We start from the raw sequence: 20,364 nt of genomic DNA, 5'->3' as shown, positions 1-20,364 counted from the left end.
ACATCGGCTTACATAATGCGCGCCTCAGAGCCCGCGCATGAACGCAGCGGGCCGCATCAGGGAGGTTCCATGTCACATCACAGCCGGGCCGGTCGGGCGCTTGCGCGCGCCCGCGCATACGCATGAAGCGGCGCAACGAGGCCGCGCCCCCGCCCACCGATGCACGCAAGCTTCGCCGCAGGTCGAGCCTGTGCATGGCGGGGTGCGGCCAGGCTGTCGAATGCGGACCGCTCGGCTGGTGGCCGTGCTGCTCGAAGTCCTGCCTGAAGATCTGGAAGAACCGGCCGCCGGCGATGCCTGCCGAGCGCATCGAATGGCCGCCGCGGCAGCAGGCCGCGGGCGGCGGCTAGCCGAGATCGCCGGTCAGGCGGGCACGGCGTCGATGTTCGCGCGGTCCCAGTGCCGGTGCTTCGCGATGGCGGCGGCGAAGCGCTGCGCGATGCCCGAGGCGGCCGTGCTGTCGCCCAGGTTGGTGACCGGCGTTTCGGCCACCACCACGCCGGCGGGCGCGTCATCGGGCGAGGTCTGCTCGTCGATGCCCAGCGTGGCCAGCAGCCGTGCGCCCTCGCCCACCGTGCAGATCGCCTTGCAGTGCTTGTAGGCCTCAAGCACGAAGTGCACCGCGTCGCCCATGCCCGCGAGCGCCGCGGCGCCCTCGGCACCGGCGGGCACCAGCACCGCGTCGAACATCACCGAGGGCGTGTTGACGAAGGTCGCGTCCACCTCGATCTGCCGCCTGGATGCGCTGGCGACGGTGCCCAGGCGCGGCCCCACCACCTTGCACTGCGCGCCGGCCTGCTCGAGCGCGTCGCGGATCGGCTTGAGCGAGGCCGAGTCGACGCCGTCGGCAACCAGGATCGCGATCTTGCGCGTGCGGATGGAGCCGTCGCCGGTGTCGGCCATGCTCAGCGCGGGCGACTCGTCGATGGGCAGCGACATGCGGTGGTCGCGGAAGCCCGCCCGCCCCGCGGCCGCCCTGGCATCGGGCTCGCCGATGCCCAGAGGCTCGGCGACGCGGCGCGCGAGTTTCTCGTCCACGTGCGCGAGGTTGTCGACCATGCGCTGGCGGATGGCGGGCACATCCAGCTTCGACAGCTCGAAGCGGAAGGCCGCGATGATGTGCTCCTTCTCGGCCGCGCTCTGGCTCTCGAAGAACAGGCGCGCCTGCGTGAAGTGGTCGTCGAAGGAGGCGCTGCGCCGCCGCACCTTGGGCGGGTCGATCTCCTCGGGGAAGGACTGGAAGCCGTGGCTGCCGCCGTCCACCCGGAACTCGGTGCCGCTGCCCAGAGTGTTCGGCTCGTAGGCCACCTGGCCGCGCGCGATGGTCTGGCGGTGCATGCCGTCGCGCTGGAAGTTGTGGAAGGGGCACACGCCCTTGTTGATGGGCAGCTCGTGGAAGTTGGCGCCGCCCAGGCGCGATATCTGCGTGTCGGTGTACGAGAACAGGCGCCCCTGCAGCAGCGGGTCGTTGGTGAAGTCGATGCCCGGCACGAGGTGGCCGGGATGGAAGGCCACCTGCTCGGTCTCGGCGAAGAAGTTGTCGGGGTTGCGGTTGAGCACCAGCCGGCCGATCTTCTGCACCGGCACCATCTCTTCGGGAATCAGCTTGGTGGGGTCGAGCAGGTCGAAGCCCAGCGAGTGTTCCTTGTCCTGCGGTATGAGCTGGACGCCGAGCTCCCACTCGGGGAAGTCGCCGTTCTCGATGGCTTCCCACAGGTCGCGGCGATGGAAGTCGGGGTCCTTGCCGGCGATCTTCTGCGCCTCGTCCCACGCCAGCCCGTGCACGCCGAGCTTGGGCTTCCAGTGGAACTTCACGAAGTGGCTCTCGCCGCGGCTGTTAATGAAGCGGAAGGTGTGCACGCCGAAGCCTTCCATCATGCGAAGACTGCGCGGGATGGCACGGTCGCTCATGGCCCACATCAGCATGTGGGTGCTCTCGGGCATCAGCGAGACGAAGTCCCAGAAGGTGTCGTGCGCGCTCGCGGCCTGCGGCATCTCGTGGTGCGGCTCGGGCTTGACGGCGTGGATCAGGTCGGGGAACTTGATCGCGTCCTGGATGAAGAACACCGGGATGTTGTTGCCCACGAGGTCGTAGTTGCCCTCGCGGGTGTAGAACTTGACGGCGAAGCCGCGCACGTCGCGCACGGTGTCGGCCGAGCCGCGCGAGCCGGCCACGGTGGAGAAGCGCACGAACACCGGCGTCTTCGCGTCCGGGTCCTGCAGGAAGTCGGCGCAGGTGAACTGCGACATCGACTTGTAGACCTGGAAGAAGCCGTGCGCCGCGGAGCCGCGCGCATGCACGGCGCGTTCGGGAATGCGCTCGTGGTCGAAGTGGGTGATCTTCTCGCGCAGGATGAAGTCTTCGAGCAGCGTGGGACCGCGCACGCCCGCCTTCAGCGAGTTGTGGTTGTCCGGGAGCTGCAGCCCCTGGTTGGTGGTGAGGGTCGTGGGGTGCTCGGCGGTGAAGCCTTCGAGCTGCTGCTGCTTGGGATTCGCGGCATCGGCGGCGCCCGCCTTCACGGCGCTGGCGCGGCGGCCCGCGGCGGCCTTGTTCTGAGGTGACATCGTGGACTTGCTCGGATCTTTCATCGCTGATGGTTCATGCAAAGGAAGGCGGGTTTCATCAGCCCGCTTCGCCGTTGTCCAGGAACATGTCGAGCACGTTGACCAGGGCGATCAGGCAGATGCAGCCTGCGACCGCGGCCACGCCCCATACGAGGATCTCGTCGCCCCAGGTGCTGGTGAACGAGTCGAAAAGTGTCGAAAACTCCATGGTTCCCCTCCGTATTTCGCCCCTCTGTTGGCGAACTCACTTGCAAGAATCCGAAGGTTATGTTTCAGGCGGTGCGCGCACCGTAGTGGCGCCCCTTTCCCCGCTGTGGGAGAAAACGCGTGGGCGCGGTAGGAGCCCGCCGACAGCGCATCGCGCCCGCCTACGAAGCTTCGCGGGTCCCGCCCGTGGGAGCCGCGCGTGCGGCTGCCTACCATGGCCTGACCATGTTGATCAGAATCGGCTTCGACATCGAACTGGAGGTGACGGCCCCCACGGCGCTGATCCACATGCTGCAGGTGCATCCCTCGCGCGAAGGCGATCTGCAGGGCGGCGAGAACCTCGTGCTCAGCCCCTCGTTGTCCACCGACAACTACCTCGACGGCTTCGGCAACCGCTGCGCCCGCGTGCACGTTCCGCAGGGCGTGACCAGCGTGCAGCTGCGCAACCATGCACTCATCTACGACACCGGCCAGCCCGACCCGGTGGACTTCGACGCGCTCCAGCACATGGCGGCCGACCTGCCTGTGGAAACGCTTCCCTTCGTGCTTCCCAGCCGCTACTGCGAGGTCGACAGCGACCTGCTGGCGTTCGCGTGGGCCAGTTTCGCGCACACGGCGCCGGGCTGGCCGCGCGTGCAGGCGATCTGCGACTTCGTGCACCGGCACCTGCGCTTCGATTACGGAAACGCCCGGCCCACGCGCACCGCGCTCGAAGGCTTGCGCGAAGGCACGGGCGTGTGCCGCGACTTCGCACACCTGGCGATCACGCTGTGCCGCGCGATGAACATTCCGGCGCGCTACGTGACGGGCTACCTCGGCGACATCGGCGTTCCGCCCGCGCCCTACCCGATGGACTTCAGCGCATGGTTCGAGGTCTACCTGGGCGACCGCTGGTACACCTTCGACGCGCGGCACAACACGCCGCGCATTGGTCGCGTGGTGATCGCGCGCGGACGCGACGCGGCGGACGTGCCGATCACCATGGTGTTCGGCGCGAACACGCTGAAGCGCTTCGAGGTGACTACGGAGGAAGTGCTGCGGTAGGTGTTGCCCTCCCCGGAAGGGGGGAGGGAGAAATACCTTACTTGCTGCCGTAGCCGAGCAGCTTCATCGCGGCAGCGAGGCTCTTGCGGCTGCGCTCCATGCCGACCCATGGCTTGTTGCCGGTTTCGAAGCGCTCGGCGGCGTTGGCGACGGTCCACTGCGCGGGGCCGGTGAGCGTGGGCAGTTCGTCCCACGCGAGCGGCACCGATATGCCGAGCCCCGGGCGCGAGCGCGCCGACCATGCGCTCACTGTCGTCGCGCCGAAGCCGTTGCGCAGGTAGTCGACGAAGACCTTGCCCACGCGGTTGCGCGGCCCGCTCTTGGCGACGAAGCGCGCCGGAATGGTCTGCGCGAGATGCGCCACCACGGCCTGCGAGAAGCCCTTGACGGTATCCCAGTCGTACTGCCGGCGCACCGGCACCACCACGTGCAGCCCCTTGCCGCCGCTGGTCTTCAGGAAGGACGGCAGGCCCAGTTCGTCGAGCAGCGTGCGCACCAGCATCGCGGCCTCCTGCACCTGCGGCCATTCCACGCCCTCGCCGGGGTCGAGGTCGAAGGTCATGCGATCGGGCCTGCCGATGTCGTCGGAGGTGGCGTTCCAGGTGTGCAGCTCGATGACGTTCATCTGCGAAGCACCGAGCAGGCCTTCCTTGGTGTCGATCTGCAGCAGCGGCTCGTGGCCCGGGTCCAGCGCAGGGTCGAGCTGGTTCACGCCGGGAATCTCGCGGGCCTGCAGATGCTTCTGGAAGAACAGCTCGCCGCCCACACCGTCGGGCGCGCGCACCAGCGACACCGGCCGGCCGCGCAGGTGCGGCAGCATGAGCTTGGCCACGCTGTCGTAATAGGCGGCGAGCTCGCCCTTGGTGATGCCGCTGTGCTTGTCGATCACGCGGTCGGCGTGGGTGATCTTCAGGGACATGGACTTGCTCTTTCCTTCACTGCGGCTCTTCGCGGGCTGCGACCTGGCAGCTTCGGCCTCGATCACGCGCACCCGCTGCGGCCGCTCGCGCCGGATCTCGCGCGCGGGCTTGTCGCTGCGCAGGCCCTGGAACACGGCCTGGCGCACGCGGTGTTCGCGCGTCCATTCGCCGAACGATATCTCGGCCACCAGCGAAGGCCTGACCCATTGCGCCTTCACGCCGCGCGGCACGGGTTCGAAGGGGCAGTCGTCGGTGGCCAGTTTGTCCAGCTTCGCCTTGATGTCGGCGAGGCGGTTCGCGTCGAAGCCGGTGCCCACGTTGCCGCAGTAGCGCAGCCGGCCGCCCGCCTCGTCGTACACGCCCAGCAGCAGCGAGCCGAAGCCGGCGCGCGTGCCCTTGGGCGCGGTGTAGCCGCCGATCACGAATTCCTGGCGCTGCTGGTTCTTGAGCTTGATCCAGTCCGGCGAGCGCCGCGACACGTACGGCGAGCCCTTGCGCTTGGCGACGATGCCCTCGAAGCCGATGCGCGCGGACGACGCGAGCAGGTCGCGGGGCGAGGCGTCGAAGGCATCGCTCAGGCGCAGCGGCGCGGGCGGCTTTGCGCCGAGCAGCGCGGCCAGCCTCGCGCGGCGCTCCTCGACCGGCAGGTCGCGCAGGTCCTCGCCGTCGATGAAGGGCGCGTCGAAGAGCCAGTAGACGATGGACGAGGTGGCGCCGCGGTCGAAGGCGTTCTGCAGCGCCTGGAAGTCGGGCGCGCCATTGGGACCGTCGACGGTGATCTCGCCGTCGAGCCAGGCCGAACCGGTGGGCAGCCTGGAAAGCGCCTCGACGAGCGCGGGCAGCTTCGCGCTCCAGTCGTGGCCGTTGCGGGTGAAGCAGCGCACTTTTCCCTTGCCCTCGATGCGCGCCAGCAGGCGGTAGCCATCGAACTTGAGCTCGTAGAGCCATTCGCCGGGCGACGAAGGCGGGGAGGACGCGAGGGTGGCGAGCTGGGGTTCGAGGGTGGCGGGCAGCGCCGCCTTCTTCCTTTTGGGCTCCGCGTTCTTCGCCGGCGCGCTGCTTCCTGTCTTCGCCTTGGCTTTCTTCCTCGGCGCCTGCCCCACTTCGTCCACGCCGAGGCCGGTGATCACGCTCGCGGGCTCTGCCTCCACCACGTCGTAGTCGTCGAGCGCGCGCGCCTCGCCGTCGCGCTCCTTGATGAGCAGCCAGGGCTCGTGCGATTCGTCGCCCTTGCCGTGCATGCGCACCAGCGTCCAGTGGCCGTGCAGCTTCTCGCCGCGCAGCTCGAACTTGAGCTTGCCGGCCGCCAGCGCCTTGCGCGCGTCGCCGTCGGGCAGCCAGTCGCCGCGGTCCCAGACGATGACGGAGCCCGCGCCGTACTGCTTGGGCGGAATGGTGCCCTCGAAGTCGGCATACGAGATGGGATGGTCCTCGACATGCACCGCCATGCGCTTCACGCCGGGATCGAGACACGGCCCCTTGGGCACCGCCCAGCTCTTGAGCGTGCCGTCGAGTTCCAGCCTGAAGTCGTAGTGCAGGTGGCTCGCGTGGTGCTTCTGGATGACGAAGCCCAGCGCGCCCTTGCCGCGCCGGCCACCGGACCTGGGCTCCGGCGTGCGGGAGAAATCGCGCTTGCCGTGGTAGCGCGCGAGCGCCTTGCGAGCGGTGGACGAAGACGAGGAGGATGGGGTGCGTGCCATGGCGTGCGGTCCTCGGCGGGCTCAGGCGGCGCGGCGGTGGCGCGCCGGCGCCCTGCTGCGCGTGGTGCCGCCGGTGCTTCTCGCGGCGGTCTTGCCGGTCTTGGGTTTCTTCGCGGCGGGGCGCCTGGGTCGCGGCTCCTCCTCCTGCTCCTCCTCTTCTTCTTCGGCATCCTCGCTCCTGGACCTGGCACCTCCGCCCTTGCGCAGGCTGCGCTTGAGCAGCTCGGTCAGGTCGATGACCTTGGCGCCGCGGCCTTCGGCCTGTTCGCCTTCTTCCGGCTCAGGCTGCGTCACGGTCTCGGTCTGGCCGGCCTTCACCTTCTTTTCGACCAGCCGCAGGATCTCGTCCTTGAATTCGTCGCGGAATTCCTCCGGGTCCCACTCGGCACTCATGTCCTCGACCAGTTCCTTCGCCATCTCGAGTTCGCGCGGGCGCAGGCCGGCCTTCTTCGCGTCTTCGGAGGGCAGCGGCAGGTCGGTCCACGGGCGGATGTCGGCGCCCCAGCGCAGCAGGTTCAGCACGAGGCCGGGGCCCACGGGCACCAGGGCGGCCAGATGCTGCTTGGTCTGGATCACGACGCGGGCCACGCCCACGCGTCCGCTGCGCTGCAGGGTCTCGCGCAACAGCGCATACACCTTGGCGCCTCGGTTGATGGGCGCCACGTAGTAGGGGCGCTCCAGGTACACGAAGGGAATGCCGTTGGCCGGCACGAAGCTCTCGATCTCGATGGTCTGCGTGGTCTTCGGGTAGGCGGCGGCGATCTCCTTGTCGCTGAGCACCACGTACTCGCCGCTCTCGTACTCGATGCCCTTCACGATCTGCTCGCGCGCGATCTCGCGGCCGGTCTTCTTGTTGATGCGCTTGTAGCCGACCGGGTCCATGGTCCTCTTGTCGAGCCAGTCGAAGTCGATGCCGTGGTCGACGGTGGCCGAATACAGCGCCACCGGTATGTGGACGAGGCCGAAGCTGATGGCGCCCTTCCACAGGACGCGCGGCGCGGGTGCTTTTTTCGAGACGGGCATGTGCTGCACACTCCTTCCCCCTCGAATGTGCGCCGCCCCGGCGCGCGCGATGTAGGAGCGCGGCCCCAGGCGCCGTCAGGCCGCGCCGGTGGCTCCGGCGGCCCTGGCGACAGGTCCGAGCTGGCGCTCGCTGGGGCGCGCGAAGTAGAACCACTCCGCCCCCGGCAGCGCCATCGCGTTGGGGAACACGATGAAGCCGTCGTCCGGCGCGCTCAGCAGCGTACCGTCGTGGCGCATGCCGATGGGCTCGCCGCGCTGCACTTCGTCGAAGGTGGCCCAGTCGCGCACGAAGCTGTCTTCCTCGTGCAGCCGGTCGGTCACGCTGGCAAGGCGCAGCAGCTTCGGCGGCTGCGCGGGGCCGCCCGACAGGCCCTCGGGCAGCGCGGCCATGCCCAGCAGTGCCAGGGTGCGGCGGATGGCGCGCCACGCCACCTCGGGCGCCTGCGGGTCGAGGTGCTGGCCGCATTCGAGCGTCACGCCATAGCCGCCGCGGCTGCGGATGTATTCGTTGGTGCCGCGGCCGAAGTCGAGCTCGGCCTCGCTGGCCGGTGTGCCGCCCGCGCGCTGCGCGAGGCCGGCGGCGTAGATGTCGAGCCAGCCCTCCACCACGATGGGCGTGCCGATGTGCAGCGCGAGCTGGCCTTCCTCGTAGGAGCGGGCGAAAGGCTCCAGCGTGCCGGCGTTGTCACGCGGGCCGATCATCGCGAAGGCCTCGCCCTCGCTCTGGAAGGAATGCAGGTCGAGCAACACCTCGTGGCGCTCGATGATCGGGGCCAGCACGTTGGTCACGCGGGCTTCGTAATCGGCCGGCGATCCGGTCGGCCGGAACATGCGGTTGAGGTTGCGCTCGCCCTCGCGCTGCAGGCGGCGCCGCGCGAGCGGGTTGGCCACCGGCACCATGGTGAGTTCGCCGCGCAGGAGCCGCAACGAGCCCGACTCGAACTCGCCCAGCACGCGCTCGATGCCCAGGGTGCCGGAGATTTCGTCGCCATGCACGCCGCCCATCACGAGCAGCCGGGGACCGGCGTTCAGCGAGGCGAACGAATGGATGCGCAGGCTGTCTGTTGCCGCGTCGGCGAAAGGATCGGAAGACATCCGGGGATTATTGCGGAGCCCCTCGCCCGCAGGCAAAAGCGCTATGCGTTCGATAGCAGCAGGCTGCGACCCGCAAAGGCCGAGGCAAGGCCTACAGGGAGTGCCTCGGCCGTCCTACCGGGCAGGCCGAAGCGCCGGAGCAGGCTCTGTGGCTGTCGAAAGGAGTCCATGCATGAACAGCAAGAGCAACCCCGGCAAGGCGCAGCCCACCGATCCGCTGAAGGATGCCGGCGGCGGCAACACCAAGGTGGAACAGGGCGGCGAATCGTCGCCGCGCCTGCCGCACGAGCGCGACCAGTCGTCGGACAGCCAGCAGGCCAGGGAGGGCAGCCAGCCCGAGATGGGCCGCAAGGCCCATGACGACGTGGAGCGCGGCGTGGTCGACACCGACCGCGGCCCGCCCAGCGACCGCGTCTACAACGAGAAGCTCAAGCGCTGACGACGCCCGCGAGCTGCTTGCGCATCTCGGAGATGACGGCGCCGTAGTCCTTGGCGTTGAAGATGGCGCTGCCGGCCACGAAGGTGTCGGCGCCGGCCGAGGCCACGCGCGCGATGTTGTCGGCCTTGATGCCACCGTCCACCTCCAGGCGGATGTCGCGCCCGCTCTGCTCGATGCGCTTGCGGGCCTGTTCGATCTTGCGCAGGGCCGAGTCGATGAAGCTCTGGCCGCCGAAACCGGGGTTCACGCTCATGATCAGGATGAGGTCGATGTCGTCGATGGCCCAGTCCAGCGCCTCCAGGCCCAGCCCCGGGTTGAACACCAGCCCGGCCTTGCAGCCGGCCGCCTTGATGGCCTGGATGCTGCGGTGCGTGTGGGGCGAGGCGTCGGGGTGGAAGCTGATGTAGTCGGCGCCCGCTTGCGCGAAGGAGGCCGCCAGGGCGTCGACCGGCTGGATCATGAGGTGCACGTCGATCGGCACCGGGGTGCCGTCGGCGGTCTTGGCGTAGGGCTTGAGCGCCTGGCAGATCATCGGGCCGAAGGTCAGGTTCGGCACGTAATGGTTGTCCATCACGTCGAAATGGATCCAGTCGGCGCCGGCCGCGATCACGTCGGTCAGTTCTTGGCCGAGGTGCGCGAAGTCGGCGGACAGGATGGAAGGCGCGATGCGGAACGGGGTGCTCATGGCCCCCATTCTCGCAGCCGGCGCAAGCCCGACAAAAGGCCTGCGTTAGCCTCCGTTACCATCCGCCCCATGTCACACAGCCCCTTCAGCGTACAGGTCGAACCCCGCTACCTTGCCGACCAGTCCTCGGCCAAGGACAACATCTACACTTTCTCGTACACCGTCACCATCACGAACACCGGCCCGGTGTCCGCCCAGCTGATTGCCCGCCACTGGCTGATCAACGACGCCTCGGGGCATTCGCAGGAGGTGAAAGGGCTGGGCGTGATCGGCCAGCAGCCGCTGCTGGCGCCCGGCGAGACCTTCCGCTACACCAGCGGATGCCGCCTGCAGGCCTCGAGCGGCACGATGCACGGCAGCTACTTCGTGGTGACCGAGGAAGGCGAGCGCTTCGACGTGCCCATTCCGATGTTCGTTCTCGAAGCCGACATGGGCGGCGCTCCAGTTTCCCGCGTCCTGCACTAGGCACTCCCCCAGGCTTCGCGCACTTCGTGTCGCTTCTCCTTCCCCCTTGCCGGGGGCAACACCGGCGGCCCGGCAAAGCCGGTTCCGCGGTGTTCACCGCATAGATTCCCCTCACACCCATGGCTGCCGCATCGCGCGACTTGCAGGGGCTGCTTGCCGGCCTCGATCCCACGGCCGATGTGGCGCAGCGCCACATCTGGCTCATCGACATCTTCGACTGGGTGCGCGGCGACCGCGCCTCCCCGCAGGCGGCCATCGGCCGCGTGCAACTGCTGCTGGACGCCGTCGAGGCGCGGCCCGAGCTGCGCGAGCGGCTGCGCGCCTGGTGGCGCGTCTTCACGCAGACGGTCGACCTCACCACGCTCCTGGCCGACTACGGCTTCGCCCCGCGCACCGCCTTCGCCAGCGAGCTGAGCGAGCGGCTGCGCCGCAAGATCCTGCCCGGCACGCCCGAGACCACCGACGCATCGGACCTGTTCCGCATGGTGCTGCCCGGCGTGTTCGACGCGGGCTGGATCGCCCTGCTCGACGAGACGCAGCTCGGCCGCATCGGCGCGCTGCTGGCCGGCGCCGCCCCCGACACCGACGGCGCGCCGCGCTGGCGCCACACGGTGATGGACGCCGTCACCTACTGCAGCAGCCAGGTCGTGGCCGCCGGCTTCTCGCCCGAGCTGCGCCTGCGCATGAGCACCGACGCGATCGGCGAAACACGCCCCTTCCACGCGCTGATGGCCGACCTCGACGAGCTGCGCGAGCAGATGTTCGACCGCCCCGGCGAGCCGCGCGACGAGGAAGCGCTGCAGGCCGCCTTCGTGGCCTTCCGCGACCGGCTGGACGCCTGCCGCGCGGCCGCCGCCTCGGTCTACACGCACCTGGAAGACAACGGCATCTCCGTCGGCCTGGTGTTCCGACTGCGCCAGCTGCGCGAGCGGGTGCTGCGCATCCGCGAGCTGCTCGACTGCCTGATGACGGCCAACCCCGGGCCCAGCGTGGCGCGGCTGGTCGGCCGGCTGGTGCTGGCCGGCGGCGAGCGCAACAGCATCCGGGCGCTGATCGCCTCCAACTCCTCGATGCTGGCCGCCAAGGTGACCGAGCGCAGCGCCGAGACCGGCGAGCACTACATCACCCGCGACCGTGCCAGCTACCTGCAGATGGTGAAGAAGGCGGCTGGCGGCGGCGCTTTCACCGCCCTCACGGTGCTGCTGAAGTTCGGCATCTACGCGCTGGGCCTGTCGGCCTTCTGGAGCGGGCTGAGCGCGGGGCTGATGTACGCGGCCAGCTTCGTCGCCATCCAGCTGCTGCACCTGACGCTGGCCACCAAGCAGCCCGCGATGACCGCGCCGGCCATGGCGGCGCGGCTTCGCGACATCAGGTCGGACGCGGGCGTGGACGATTTCGTCGACGAGGTCGCCAACCTGGTGCGCTCGCAGGTGGCGGCGGTGCTGGGCAACGTGCTGGTGGTGGTGCCGGCGATGGCGGCTGTCACGCTGCTGTTCCAGTTCGCGCTGGAACGGCCGCTGCTGGACGCGGCCCATGCGGCGGCCACGCTGAAATCGCTTTCGCTGGCCGGGCCGACCGCGCTTTATGCGGCAATCACCGGCATCCTGCTGTTTTCGGCCAGCATCATCGCCGGATGGACAGAAAACGCCTTTGTCCTGCATCGACTGGACTCTGCAATGCGTTACAACCCCCGCATCGGCGCTTTTCTCGGCGCCGCACGGGCTCGTCGCTGGGCCGATTTCATGCGCACCAACATTTCAGGCTTCGCCTCCAACATCTCGCTGGGACTCATGCTCGGGCTGCTGCCCGCGTTCGCGGGTTTCTTCGGGCTCGGGCTGGACGTGCGGCACGTGACACTGTCGGCCGGACAGATCGCCGCCGCGGCGGCATCCACCGGCCTGGCTGTGTTGCAGCAGCCTGCGCTGTGGTGGGCGGTGGCGGCGATCCCGGTCATTGGCGCACTCAATGTGAGTGTGAGTTTCTACTTCGCTTTCCGCCTGGCGCTGCGCGCGCACAGCGTGAGCCTCGGTGACCGCGCGCGCATCCGCAGCGCGATCTGGGCCCGCTGGCGCAGCCGTCCGGTGAGCTTTTTCCTTCCTGGATGAATTTGACGAGCTTCTTCAACGATCTGCTGGGTTTCTGGTCCGAGTGGGTGCGCCCCTCGGCCGGCCTGCCCACCGTGCTGTGGTCGCTGCTGCTGGCGGCGGCGGCGGCCTCCGGCCATCTCGTGCAACGCTACCTCGGGCTGCCCAAGGTGATCGGCTACTCGCTGGTCGGGGCGGTGGTGGGCTTCGCCGGCTTCGAGGGCGCGATCTGGCCGCTGCGCGGCATCAGCCTCTTCCTGCTCGAGCTCGGCGCGGCCGTGGTGCTGTTCGAAGCCGGCGGGCGGCTGCCGCTGCGCTGGTTCCGCCACAACCCGATGGTGCTGGTGCAGAGCCTGCTCGAAGCCACGCTCACCTATTTCGGCGTGTACTGGATGCTCACCCTGCTGGGCCTGCCCGAACCGGTGGCCAACCCGATCGCGCTGATGGCCATCGTCGCCTCGCCGGCGGTGCTCAGCCGCGTGATCATCGACACCCGCGCCGCCGGCCCCGTGACCGAGCGCGCGATGACGCTGGCCACGCTCAACACCTTCTATGCGCTGGCGCTGGGCTACGCGCAGGCCGGGCTGATCGAGCGCGCACCGCAGACCATGCTGCAGAAGCTCTACCCGGTGGCGGTGGTGCTGGGCCTGTCGTTCGTGGTGGGCGCGATCATGGCGCTGGCGCTGCGCTCGGCGCTGCGGGTGATGAGCCCGTCGAGCGAGAACACCTCCATCCTGCTGCTGGCGATCATCGCGGCCGGCGCGGCGCTCACCGCGCACGTGGGCGGCTCCGCGCCGCTGGCGGCGCTGATCGGCGGCGTGCTGCTCAAGACGCTCAACCCCAAGCCCTGGGCCTGGCAGCGGCAGCTGGGCACGGCCTCCTCGCTGCTGACCATGCTGATGTTCGTGCTGGTGTCCATCGTCGCGGCGCAGGCCGACTGGACCCTGCCGGTAGCCAGCGTGGTGCTGGCCGTCATCGGCATCCGCCTGCTGACCAAGATCGCCGGCGTGGCCGTGGCCAACCCCGGCAGCGGCGCGAGCTGGAAGCAGGCTTTCTGGGTCGGCTGCGCGATGTCGCCGCTGTCCTCCATCGCACTGCTGATCGCCTCCAACTTCGCCACCGCCTCGCCGCTGCTGGGCACGATGATCACGCAGGTGGCGCTGCCCTCGATCCTGCTGATGGAGGTGGTGGGCGCGGTGCTCGCCACGCTGGCCATCCACGCGGTGGGAGAAAGTTCGGTGCCCTGGGCGCCACGAGCCTTCAGCATCACCGAGGACACGCAGCGATGAGCACCACCGCAACCACCCCCATCGACCCGGACAGCGACGACGTGCGCTCGGCGCCGCTGCCTGCCGACCCCGCGAGCCGCGCGGTCAAGCTGGAGCCCTTCAACAAATCGGAGGCGCTCTCGCTCGGCGTGGAACTCGAGCTCCAGCTCGTGAACACGCACGACTACGACCTCGCCCCCTACGCCGAGGACATGCTGCGCCTGATGGCCCAGACCCCGTTGCCCGGCAGCGTGGTGCCCGAGATGACGTCGAGCATGATCGAGATCTCGACCGGCATCTGCCACTCCGCGCAGGACGTGATCACGCAGCTCTCGCCGATCCGCGAGGCGCTGATCCGCAACGCCGACAAGCTCAACATCGCGGTGGTGGGCGGCGGCACGCATGCCTTCCAGCAGTGGCACGAGCGGCGCATCTACGACAAGCCGCGCTTTCGCGAGCTCTCGGAGCTGTACGGCTACCTGAGCAAGCAGTTCACCATCTTCGGCCAGCACGTGCACATCGGCTGCCCCGACGCCGACGCGGCGCTGCTGATGCTGCACCGCATGTCGCGCTACATCCCGCACTTCATCGCGCTGTCGGCGTCGTCGCCCTTCGTGCAGGGGCAGGACACGCAGTTCGACTCGGCGCGGCTGAACTCGGTGTTCGCATTCCCGCTCTCGGGCCGCGCGCCCTTCACGCTGAGCTGGAAGGAGTTCGAGGCGTATTTCGAGCGCATGACCCGCACCGGTGTCGTGCGCAGCATGAAGGACTTCTACTGGGACATCCGCCCCAAGCCCGAGTTCGGCACCATCGAGATCCGCGTGTTCGACACGCCGCTCACGGTGGAGCGCGCCGCCGCGCTCGCCGGCTACGTGCAGTCGCTGGCCGCGTGGTTCCTGCAGGAGCAGCCCTTCGAGCCGACGGAAGACGACTACCTCGTCTACACCTACAACCGCTTCCAGGCCTGCCGCTTCGGCCTCGACGCGGTGTACGTCGACCCGGCTACCGGCCAGCACATGCCGCTGCGCGACCACATCCTGATGACGATGACCCAGCTCGAATGGCACAGCGAGGCGCTCAACGCCACCAGGGCGCTGGGCGAACTGCGCACCAGCGTGGAGTCGAACCGCAACGACGCGCGCTGGCTGCGCGAGAAGCAGGGCAAGGAACGGCTGCTGGCGGAGGTGGTGCGGCAGGCGGCGCTGCGGTTCCGCGGGCAGGGCTGAGCCGCGCCGCAGCGCTTATGCTCTCACCCCCATGGGTGAATTCGACCTGATCGCACGCTACTTCAAGCGCCCCGCCAAGCGCTCCCCGCTGGGCGTGGGCGACGACTGCGCATTGCTCGCGCCGGCCGCGGGCATGCAGCTCGCCGTTTCCTCGGACATGCTGGTCGAGGGACGGCACTTTCTTTCTACCGTCGAGCCGGCCTGGCTGGGCCACAAGGCGCTGGCGGTGAACCTCAGCGACCTGGCCGCCTGCGGCGCGAAGCCACTGGCCTTCACGCTCGCGCTGGCGCTGCCCGGCGTGGACGAGCCGTGGCTCGAAGGTTTCTCGCGCGGCCTGCTCGCGCTGGCCGACGCGCACGGCTGCGAGCTGGTAGGCGGCGACACCACGCGCGGCCCGCTCAACATCTGCATCACGGTGTTCGGCGAAGTGCCGGCCGGCGCGGCGCTGCTGCGCTCGGGCGCGCGCGCGGGCGACGACATCTGGGTGAGCGGCACGCCAGGCGAGGCTCGGCTGGCGCTCGAGGTGTTCCGGGGCACGATCGCGCTGCCGGCGGACGCCTTCGATACGGCGCGCAGGCGCATGGAGCAGCCCACGCCGCGCGTAGCGCTCGGGCAGGCCCTGCGCGGCATCGCCACTTCGGCGGTGGACGTGAGCGACGGGCTGATCGGCGACCTGGGCCACATCCTCGCGTCGAGCGGCGTGGGCGCCACGCTCGACGTGGACGCGGCCACCGCGCTGATCTCGGTCGACACCGGCAACCTGGGCGAGGAACTGCGCCGCACCTGCGCGCTCTCGGGCGGCGACGACTACGAGCTGGTCTTCACCGCGCCCGCCTCGGCGCGCAACGCGGTCGGGCAGGCAGGCATGGACAGTTCAACGCGCGTCACGCGCATCGGCCGCATCGAGGCCGACGCCGGCCTGCGCATCGTCGACGCGGCCGGCGCGCCGGTGTCGCAGCGCTTCGGCTCGTTCGATCATTTCGTCTAGTTTTCCTGCAATCCCTCTCTTTCGGGAAACACCGAGGAACTGGCTTTGCCGGGCCTCAGGTGTTGCCCCCGGAAGGGGGTTGGCGAAGCGACACGAAGTGCGCGCAGCCTGGGGGAGAGCCTATCCTCCGCGCACCACGGCCTGCATCTTCTGCTGAGCCGCGTTGATGGCCGCCGACTGCCCGTTGAGCTGCTGCAGCATCTTGTTGAGCTCGGCCTGCACCGTCGGGTCGGTCACGGCGACGCTGCTGCCGCTGATCTGGATCTTCGACTTGTTCTTCTCCATGAAGTCGCCGATGGCCAGCGCGCTGTCGAACACGGTGTCGAGCGCGGGGAACACTTCCTTGAAGGTGGCCGAGGGCGTGGTCACGGTCTTGGCGTAGGCCTTGTCGTAGACCTGCTTCAGGTCGTCGGGCTGCTTGAGCTGCGCGTGCGCGGCGTCCGCCCTGGCGGACTGCTGGTCGAGCGCGGTGCGCAGGCCGCCGAGGCCGTCCTTCGCGGCCTTGAGGTCGTCGCGGCGCGCGGGCAGGTCGGCGATGGAGCGAAGCGCGCCCTTGGCCATGATCTGCGTCATGGGCTGGCTCACCGACTTGTTCATGCCCTCGTTGAAGTCGGTGATCACCGCGTAGTGCTGCGCGTAGTCGCCGAACGAGGCCTTCTCTTCGGCCGTGGGCACCGGCACGCGCAGGCCGGGCTTGTCGAGCACTCGGGTCTGCAGGAAGGAGATGAAGGCCTTGCGCTGCTCGGCCTCCTTGTTGCCGCAGGCCACCAGCACGAGGCTGAAGGCGACGAGGAGCGACATGGCCCCGAGACGTTGAATGAAAGTTCTCATGGGCCGGGCCCCCTCTGTAGTTGTTCCGGAAAAATTATAGGGAGCGCTTCAGCGCGTCGATGAATGCGCGCGCGGCAGCCGAGAGCGAGTGGCCGCGCTTGGTGACGATGGAGATGTCGCGCGCCACGCGCGGCGAGCTCAGTACCTTGATGACCAGCGAGGAGTCGGCCTCCGCGCGCGCGAAGGCCGAGGGCATGATCGACGCGCCCATGCCGGCTGCCGTCATCCAGATGGCGGTGGAGAGGAACGACACCTCGTTCACCACGTCGAGCGCCACGCCCGCCTCGGCGGCGGTGCCGTCGATGAGCGGTCGCACGCCGTAGCCGGGGCGCACGGTGATGACGGGGTGGCCGCGCAGGTCGCTCCAGCGCACCACGCGGGGCTTGGCCAGCGGGTGGTCTTCGCGGCAGACCACGGCGAGGTGGTCGCGCATGAGGCGCTGCACCTCGACCTCCGCGCCGGGGCGCTCGGGGGTGCCGATGCCGAAGTCCACGTGCTCGCCGATGATGCGCGAGATGAACTGGTCGGGCGCGCAGTCGTTCACCAGCACGCGCACGCCGGGGTGCTGCTCGTTGAAGGCGCGCATGGCATCGGGCAGCAGCAGGGCCGCGAGCGTGGGCGTGATGGCGAGCGTGACGCGGCCGCGTTCGAGCGCGGCCAGCTCGCGGAAGTCGTTCGACAGCGAATCCACGTCGCGCAGGATGCGCTCGACCGTCGACACCATCTGCTCGGCCGCCGCCGTGGCCTTGAGCGAACGCGTGGTGCGGTCGAAGAGGCGGGTGTCCAGCCCCTCCTCGAGCTGGCGGATCAGCATGCTCACCGCCGACTGCGTGACGAACAGCCGCTGGGCCGCCGCGCTGAGCTGTTTCAGCTGGTAGACGGCGAGGAACGCGCGCAGCTGGCGGATCGTAGGACTGAAGTTCGCATTCATCAGCAAAGATGATATTTCATTAGAAATTTCTTGATTTACGAATGAATCCGCCCATCGTTCAATCATCGAAAAGACACATCACATTCAAGGAGTCCTGATGGCCGCTGCACCTCTTGCCCCCGGGAAGAGCGCGCTTCGCCGGCAGCTGCTGCTCACCGCGGCGGGCGCGGCGCTGACCGGCGGCAGGAGCTTCGCGCAAACGCTTTCGTCCTCGCCACCGCCATCCCAGCCTCCCGCTGGCGACTTCCCGAACAAGCCCATCCGCCTCGTCGTGACCTTCCCGCCCGGCGGCAGTGCCGACGCGGTGATGCGCCTCTTGGTGCCCCGGCTCAACGAGAAGCTGGGCCAGCCCGTGGTCATCGACAACAAGCCCGGCGCGGGCGGCAACGTCGGCCTCTCTCTGGTGGCAAAGACGCCCGCCGACGGCTACACGCTGGGGCTTGGCGCGGCGGGCGCGCTGACGGCCAACGTGAGCCTCTATCCGCAGATGCCCTTCGACCCGGTGAAGGACTTCAAGCCCGTCGGCATGGTCGCGGCCACGCCCTTCGTGATCGTGGGACATCCTTCGATCGCCGCGCGCACGCAGCGCGAGCTGATCGCGCTGGCCAAGGCCAGCCCCGGCACGCTCTCGATCGGCCACGGCGGCAACGGCACGGCCATGCACCTGTCGGCGGCGCTCTTCGCGCAGATGGCCGAGGTGAAGTTCGTCGAGGTGCCCTACCGCGGCTCGGGCCCGGCGGCGCTCGACGCCATCGCGGGGCAGATTCCGCTCGCGCTGGTCGACCTGCCCGCCTCGCTGCAGCAGATCAGGGCCGGCAAGCTGATCGCCTTCTCGGTGACCAGCGCGCAGCGCGTGCCGATGCTGCCCGAGGTGCCCACGGTGGCCGAGGCCGGCCTGCCCGGCTACGACTCCACCGGCTGGTTCGGCGTGGTCGCGCCCGCAGGCACGCCGGCGCCCATCGTCGCGCGGCTCAACGCCGAGATCAACGCGGTGCTGGGCGACGAGCAGATCAAGGCCACGATGCGCAACCTCGGCGCCGAGCCAGCGCCGACCTCGCCCGAGGCCTTCGAGGCCTACATCCGATCCGAGACGAAGAAGTGGGCGAAGGTGATCCAGACCGCCCGCATCCGGCTCGACTGACGACACCGCCGCCAGAACATGACCGACCTCGACCACACCCGCGCACTGCAAGCCGACGTACTGATCATCGGCGCCGGCCCGGTGGGCCTCACGCTGGCCATGGACCTCGCCTCGCGCGGCGTCTCGGTCGCGATCTGCGAGACGCGCCGCTTCGCAGAGCCGCCGAACGTGAAGTGCAACCACGTGGCCTCGCGCACCATGGAGCAGTTCCGCCGCCTGGGCGTGGCGCAGAAGCTGCGCGATGCGGGCCTGCCTGCCGACTACCCGAACGACGTGGTGTTCCGCACCAGCGTCACCGGCACGGAGCTCACGCGCATTCCCATTCCGTGCCGGCGCGACCGCTACACCGAGACCGAGGGCCCCGACGCATGGTGGCCCACGCCCGAGCCGCCGCACCGCATCAACCAGATCTACCTGGAGCCCATCCTGTTGAAGCACACGGCCGCGCTGCCGGGCGTGCAGCTGCTCAACCGCACGCAGTTCGCGGGTTTCACGCAGGACGACACGGGCGTGACCGCGATCGCCACCGACATGGACAGCGGCGTCACGCGCAGCATTCGCTGCCGCTACATGGTGGGCTGCGACGGCGGCTCCTCGGCCGTGCGCAAGCAGATCGGCGCGAAGCTCGAGGGCACGGCGGTGATCCAGCGCGTGCAGTCCACATTCATCCGCGCGCCGGGGTTGCGCGCGCTGATTCCGGGCAAGCCGGCGTGGTCGTACTACGCGATGAACCCGCGCCGCTGCGGCACGATGTTCGCCATCGACGGGCGGGAGACCTGGCTGGTGCACAACCACCTGAACGCCGAGGAGCCCGAGTTCGATTCGGTGGATCGCGACCGCTCGCTGCGCGAGATCCTCGGCGTGGGCCCCGACTTCGAGTACGAGATCATCAGCAAGGAAGACTGGATCGGCCGCCGCCTCGTGGCCAACCGCTTCCGCGAGGGCCGCGTGTTCCTCGCGGGCGACGCGGCGCACCTTTGGGTGCCCTACGCGGGCTACGGCATGAACGCGGGCATCGCCGACGCGCTGAATCTCTCGTGGCTGCTGGGCGCGGTGGTGCAGGGCTGGGGCGACGAGGCCATGCTCGACGCCTACGAGGCCGAGCGCCTGCCGATCACCGAGCAGGTGTCGAACTTCGCGATGAACCATGCGCAGAAGATGATCCGCGCGCGCCGCGCCGTGCCGCAGAACATCGAGGAGCCCGGCCCCGCCGGCGACGCGTTGCGCGCCGACATCGGCCGCGAGGCCTACGAGCTGAACGTGCAGCAGTTCTGCTGCGGCGGCCTGAACTTCGGCTACTTCTACAGCGGCTCGCCGATCATCATCGCGGACGGCGAGCACCTGGCGCCGCCCTACTCGATGGGCGAGTTCACGCCCTCCACCGTGCCCGGCTGCCGCGCGCCGCATTTCTGGCTGTCCGACGGCCGCTCGCTCTACGACGCCTTCGGCCCCGGCTACACGATGCTGCGCTTCGACCGCAGCGTGGACGTGCGCCCGCTCGAGCGCGCAGCCGCCGCCTACAACATGCCGCTCACCGTGCTCGACATCGAGACGGAAGAAGTGCCCAAGGCCTACACCCATCGCCTCGTGCTGTGCCGCGCCGACCAGCACGTGGCCTGGCGCGGCGCGCACCTGCCGGCCGAGGTCTATGACCTGGTGGGCATGCTGCGCGGCGAGGGCCAGCGCATCCGCGCGCGCCGCAAGGCGCTGGCCTGGGAAGGCGTGGTGGCCTGAGCCTCCCGCTGATTCATC

Annotated in this window: 18 protein-coding genes; 10 read left to right on the top strand and 8 right to left on the bottom strand. The window is 69.2% G+C overall.

Annotated features, from left to right (window positions below):
- The first annotated feature begins 122 nt into the window (after nt 1-122).
- Nucleotides 123-350 carry a hypothetical protein gene (locus ABL838_RS03180; protein WP_418124101.1) on the top strand — a complete coding sequence of 76 codons (228 nt, stop codon included), beginning with the start codon at nt 123-125 and terminating at the stop codon, nt 348-350.
- Nucleotides 351-363: 13 nt separating this feature from the next.
- Here ABL838_RS03180 and katE read toward each other — a convergent pair whose 3' ends face one another.
- Nucleotides 364-2,565, bottom strand: coding sequence for a catalase HPII (gene katE, locus ABL838_RS03175; protein ID WP_375792098.1), 2,202 nt, complete (start codon nt 2,563-2,565; stop codon nt 364-366).
- A gap of 58 nt (nt 2,566-2,623) precedes the next feature.
- Nucleotides 2,624-2,773: a hypothetical protein gene (locus ABL838_RS03170; protein ID WP_019655668.1), complete on the bottom strand. Its 150-nt coding sequence runs from the start codon at nt 2,771-2,773 to the stop codon at nt 2,624-2,626.
- Nucleotides 2,774-2,997: 224 nt separating this feature from the next.
- Between ABL838_RS03170 and ABL838_RS03165 the strand changes: the two genes are divergently transcribed.
- A complete protein-coding gene (locus ABL838_RS03165; protein ID WP_126022161.1) occupies nt 2,998-3,816 on the top strand; it encodes a transglutaminase-like domain-containing protein in 819 nt (272 codons plus the stop codon).
- Between the two features lie 37 nt (nt 3,817-3,853).
- On the opposite strand, the gene ligD is transcribed toward ABL838_RS03165, so the two are convergent.
- The 3 genes from ligD to ABL838_RS03150 form a co-directional block, all read right to left on the bottom strand.
- Entirely contained in the window at nt 3,854-6,436 is a 2,583-nt protein-coding gene (ligD, locus tag ABL838_RS03160) for a DNA ligase D (protein WP_418124099.1), read from the bottom strand.
- A gap of 21 nt (nt 6,437-6,457) precedes the next feature.
- The gene (locus ABL838_RS03155; protein ID WP_418124097.1) at nt 6,458-7,459 is read right to left on the bottom strand and encodes a Ku protein; all 1,002 of its coding nucleotides are present in this window, start codon (nt 7,457-7,459) and stop codon (nt 6,458-6,460) included.
- Between the two features lie 75 nt (nt 7,460-7,534).
- Nucleotides 7,535-8,554, bottom strand: coding sequence for a succinylglutamate desuccinylase/aspartoacylase family protein (locus ABL838_RS03150; protein WP_418118944.1), 1,020 nt, complete (start codon nt 8,552-8,554; stop codon nt 7,535-7,537).
- Between the two features lie 172 nt (nt 8,555-8,726).
- Between ABL838_RS03150 and ABL838_RS03145 the strand changes: the two genes are divergently transcribed.
- Nucleotides 8,727-8,993 carry a hypothetical protein gene (locus ABL838_RS03145; RefSeq protein ID WP_126022165.1) on the top strand — a complete coding sequence of 89 codons (267 nt, stop codon included), beginning with the start codon at nt 8,727-8,729 and terminating at the stop codon, nt 8,991-8,993.
- Here the strand turns inward: ABL838_RS03145 and rpe are convergent.
- Nucleotides 8,983-9,678: a ribulose-phosphate 3-epimerase gene (rpe, locus tag ABL838_RS03140; RefSeq protein WP_126022166.1), complete on the bottom strand. Its 696-nt coding sequence runs from the start codon at nt 9,676-9,678 to the stop codon at nt 8,983-8,985. The genes ABL838_RS03145 and rpe overlap by 11 nt on opposite strands.
- A 69-nt stretch (nt 9,679-9,747) precedes the next feature.
- Between rpe and apaG the strand changes: the two genes are divergently transcribed.
- From apaG to thiL, 5 genes are all read left to right on the top strand, one after another.
- Nucleotides 9,748-10,143, top strand: a complete 396-nt coding sequence (gene apaG, locus ABL838_RS03135) for a Co2+/Mg2+ efflux protein ApaG (RefSeq protein WP_369659823.1) — start codon at nt 9,748-9,750, stop codon at nt 10,141-10,143.
- Nucleotides 10,144-10,262: 119 nt separating this feature from the next.
- Nucleotides 10,263-12,248: a site-specific recombinase gene (locus ABL838_RS03130; RefSeq protein WP_418124095.1), complete on the top strand. Its 1,986-nt coding sequence runs from the start codon at nt 10,263-10,265 to the stop codon at nt 12,246-12,248.
- Complete coding sequence (locus ABL838_RS03125; protein WP_126022169.1) at nt 12,245-13,516, top strand: cation:proton antiporter; 1,272 nt, start codon at nt 12,245-12,247, stop codon at nt 13,514-13,516. The genes ABL838_RS03130 and ABL838_RS03125 overlap by 4 nt, the downstream gene beginning before the upstream one ends.
- Nucleotides 13,513-14,721, top strand: a complete 1,209-nt coding sequence (locus ABL838_RS03120; protein ID WP_418124094.1) for a YbdK family carboxylate-amine ligase — start codon at nt 13,513-13,515, stop codon at nt 14,719-14,721. The genes ABL838_RS03125 and ABL838_RS03120 overlap by 4 nt, the downstream gene beginning before the upstream one ends.
- Before the next feature lie 31 nt (nt 14,722-14,752).
- Complete coding sequence (gene thiL, locus ABL838_RS03115) at nt 14,753-15,709, top strand: thiamine-phosphate kinase (protein ID WP_418124092.1); 957 nt, start codon at nt 14,753-14,755, stop codon at nt 15,707-15,709.
- 120 nt (nt 15,710-15,829) lie between these two features.
- Here the strand turns inward: thiL and ABL838_RS03110 are convergent, their stop codons facing one another.
- Together ABL838_RS03110 and ABL838_RS03105 are read right to left on the bottom strand one after the other, a co-directional pair.
- Complete coding sequence (locus ABL838_RS03110) at nt 15,830-16,540, bottom strand: DUF3053 domain-containing protein (protein WP_184639979.1); 711 nt, start codon at nt 16,538-16,540, stop codon at nt 15,830-15,832.
- Nucleotides 16,541-16,574: 34 nt separating this feature from the next.
- A complete protein-coding gene (locus ABL838_RS03105; RefSeq protein WP_126022175.1) occupies nt 16,575-17,471 on the bottom strand; it encodes a LysR family transcriptional regulator in 897 nt (298 codons plus the stop codon).
- Between the two features lie 97 nt (nt 17,472-17,568).
- Here ABL838_RS03105 and ABL838_RS03100 point away from each other — a divergent pair, with 97 nt between their 5' ends.
- Nucleotides 17,569-18,612: a tripartite tricarboxylate transporter substrate binding protein gene (locus ABL838_RS03100; RefSeq protein ID WP_418124091.1), complete on the top strand. Its 1,044-nt coding sequence runs from the start codon at nt 17,569-17,571 to the stop codon at nt 18,610-18,612.
- A gap of 18 nt (nt 18,613-18,630) precedes the next feature.
- Nucleotides 18,631-20,346 carry an FAD-dependent oxidoreductase gene (locus ABL838_RS03095; RefSeq protein WP_418124089.1) on the top strand — a complete coding sequence of 572 codons (1,716 nt, stop codon included), beginning with the start codon at nt 18,631-18,633 and terminating at the stop codon, nt 20,344-20,346.
- Nucleotides 20,347-20,364 lie beyond the last annotated feature (18 nt).

Source organism: Variovorax sp. 160MFSha2.1 (genome assembly GCF_048305075.1).
Taxonomy (GTDB): domain Bacteria; phylum Pseudomonadota; class Gammaproteobacteria; order Burkholderiales; family Burkholderiaceae_C; genus Variovorax; species Variovorax guangxiensis.
This window is presented reverse-complemented; position numbering and strand designations above follow the sequence as displayed.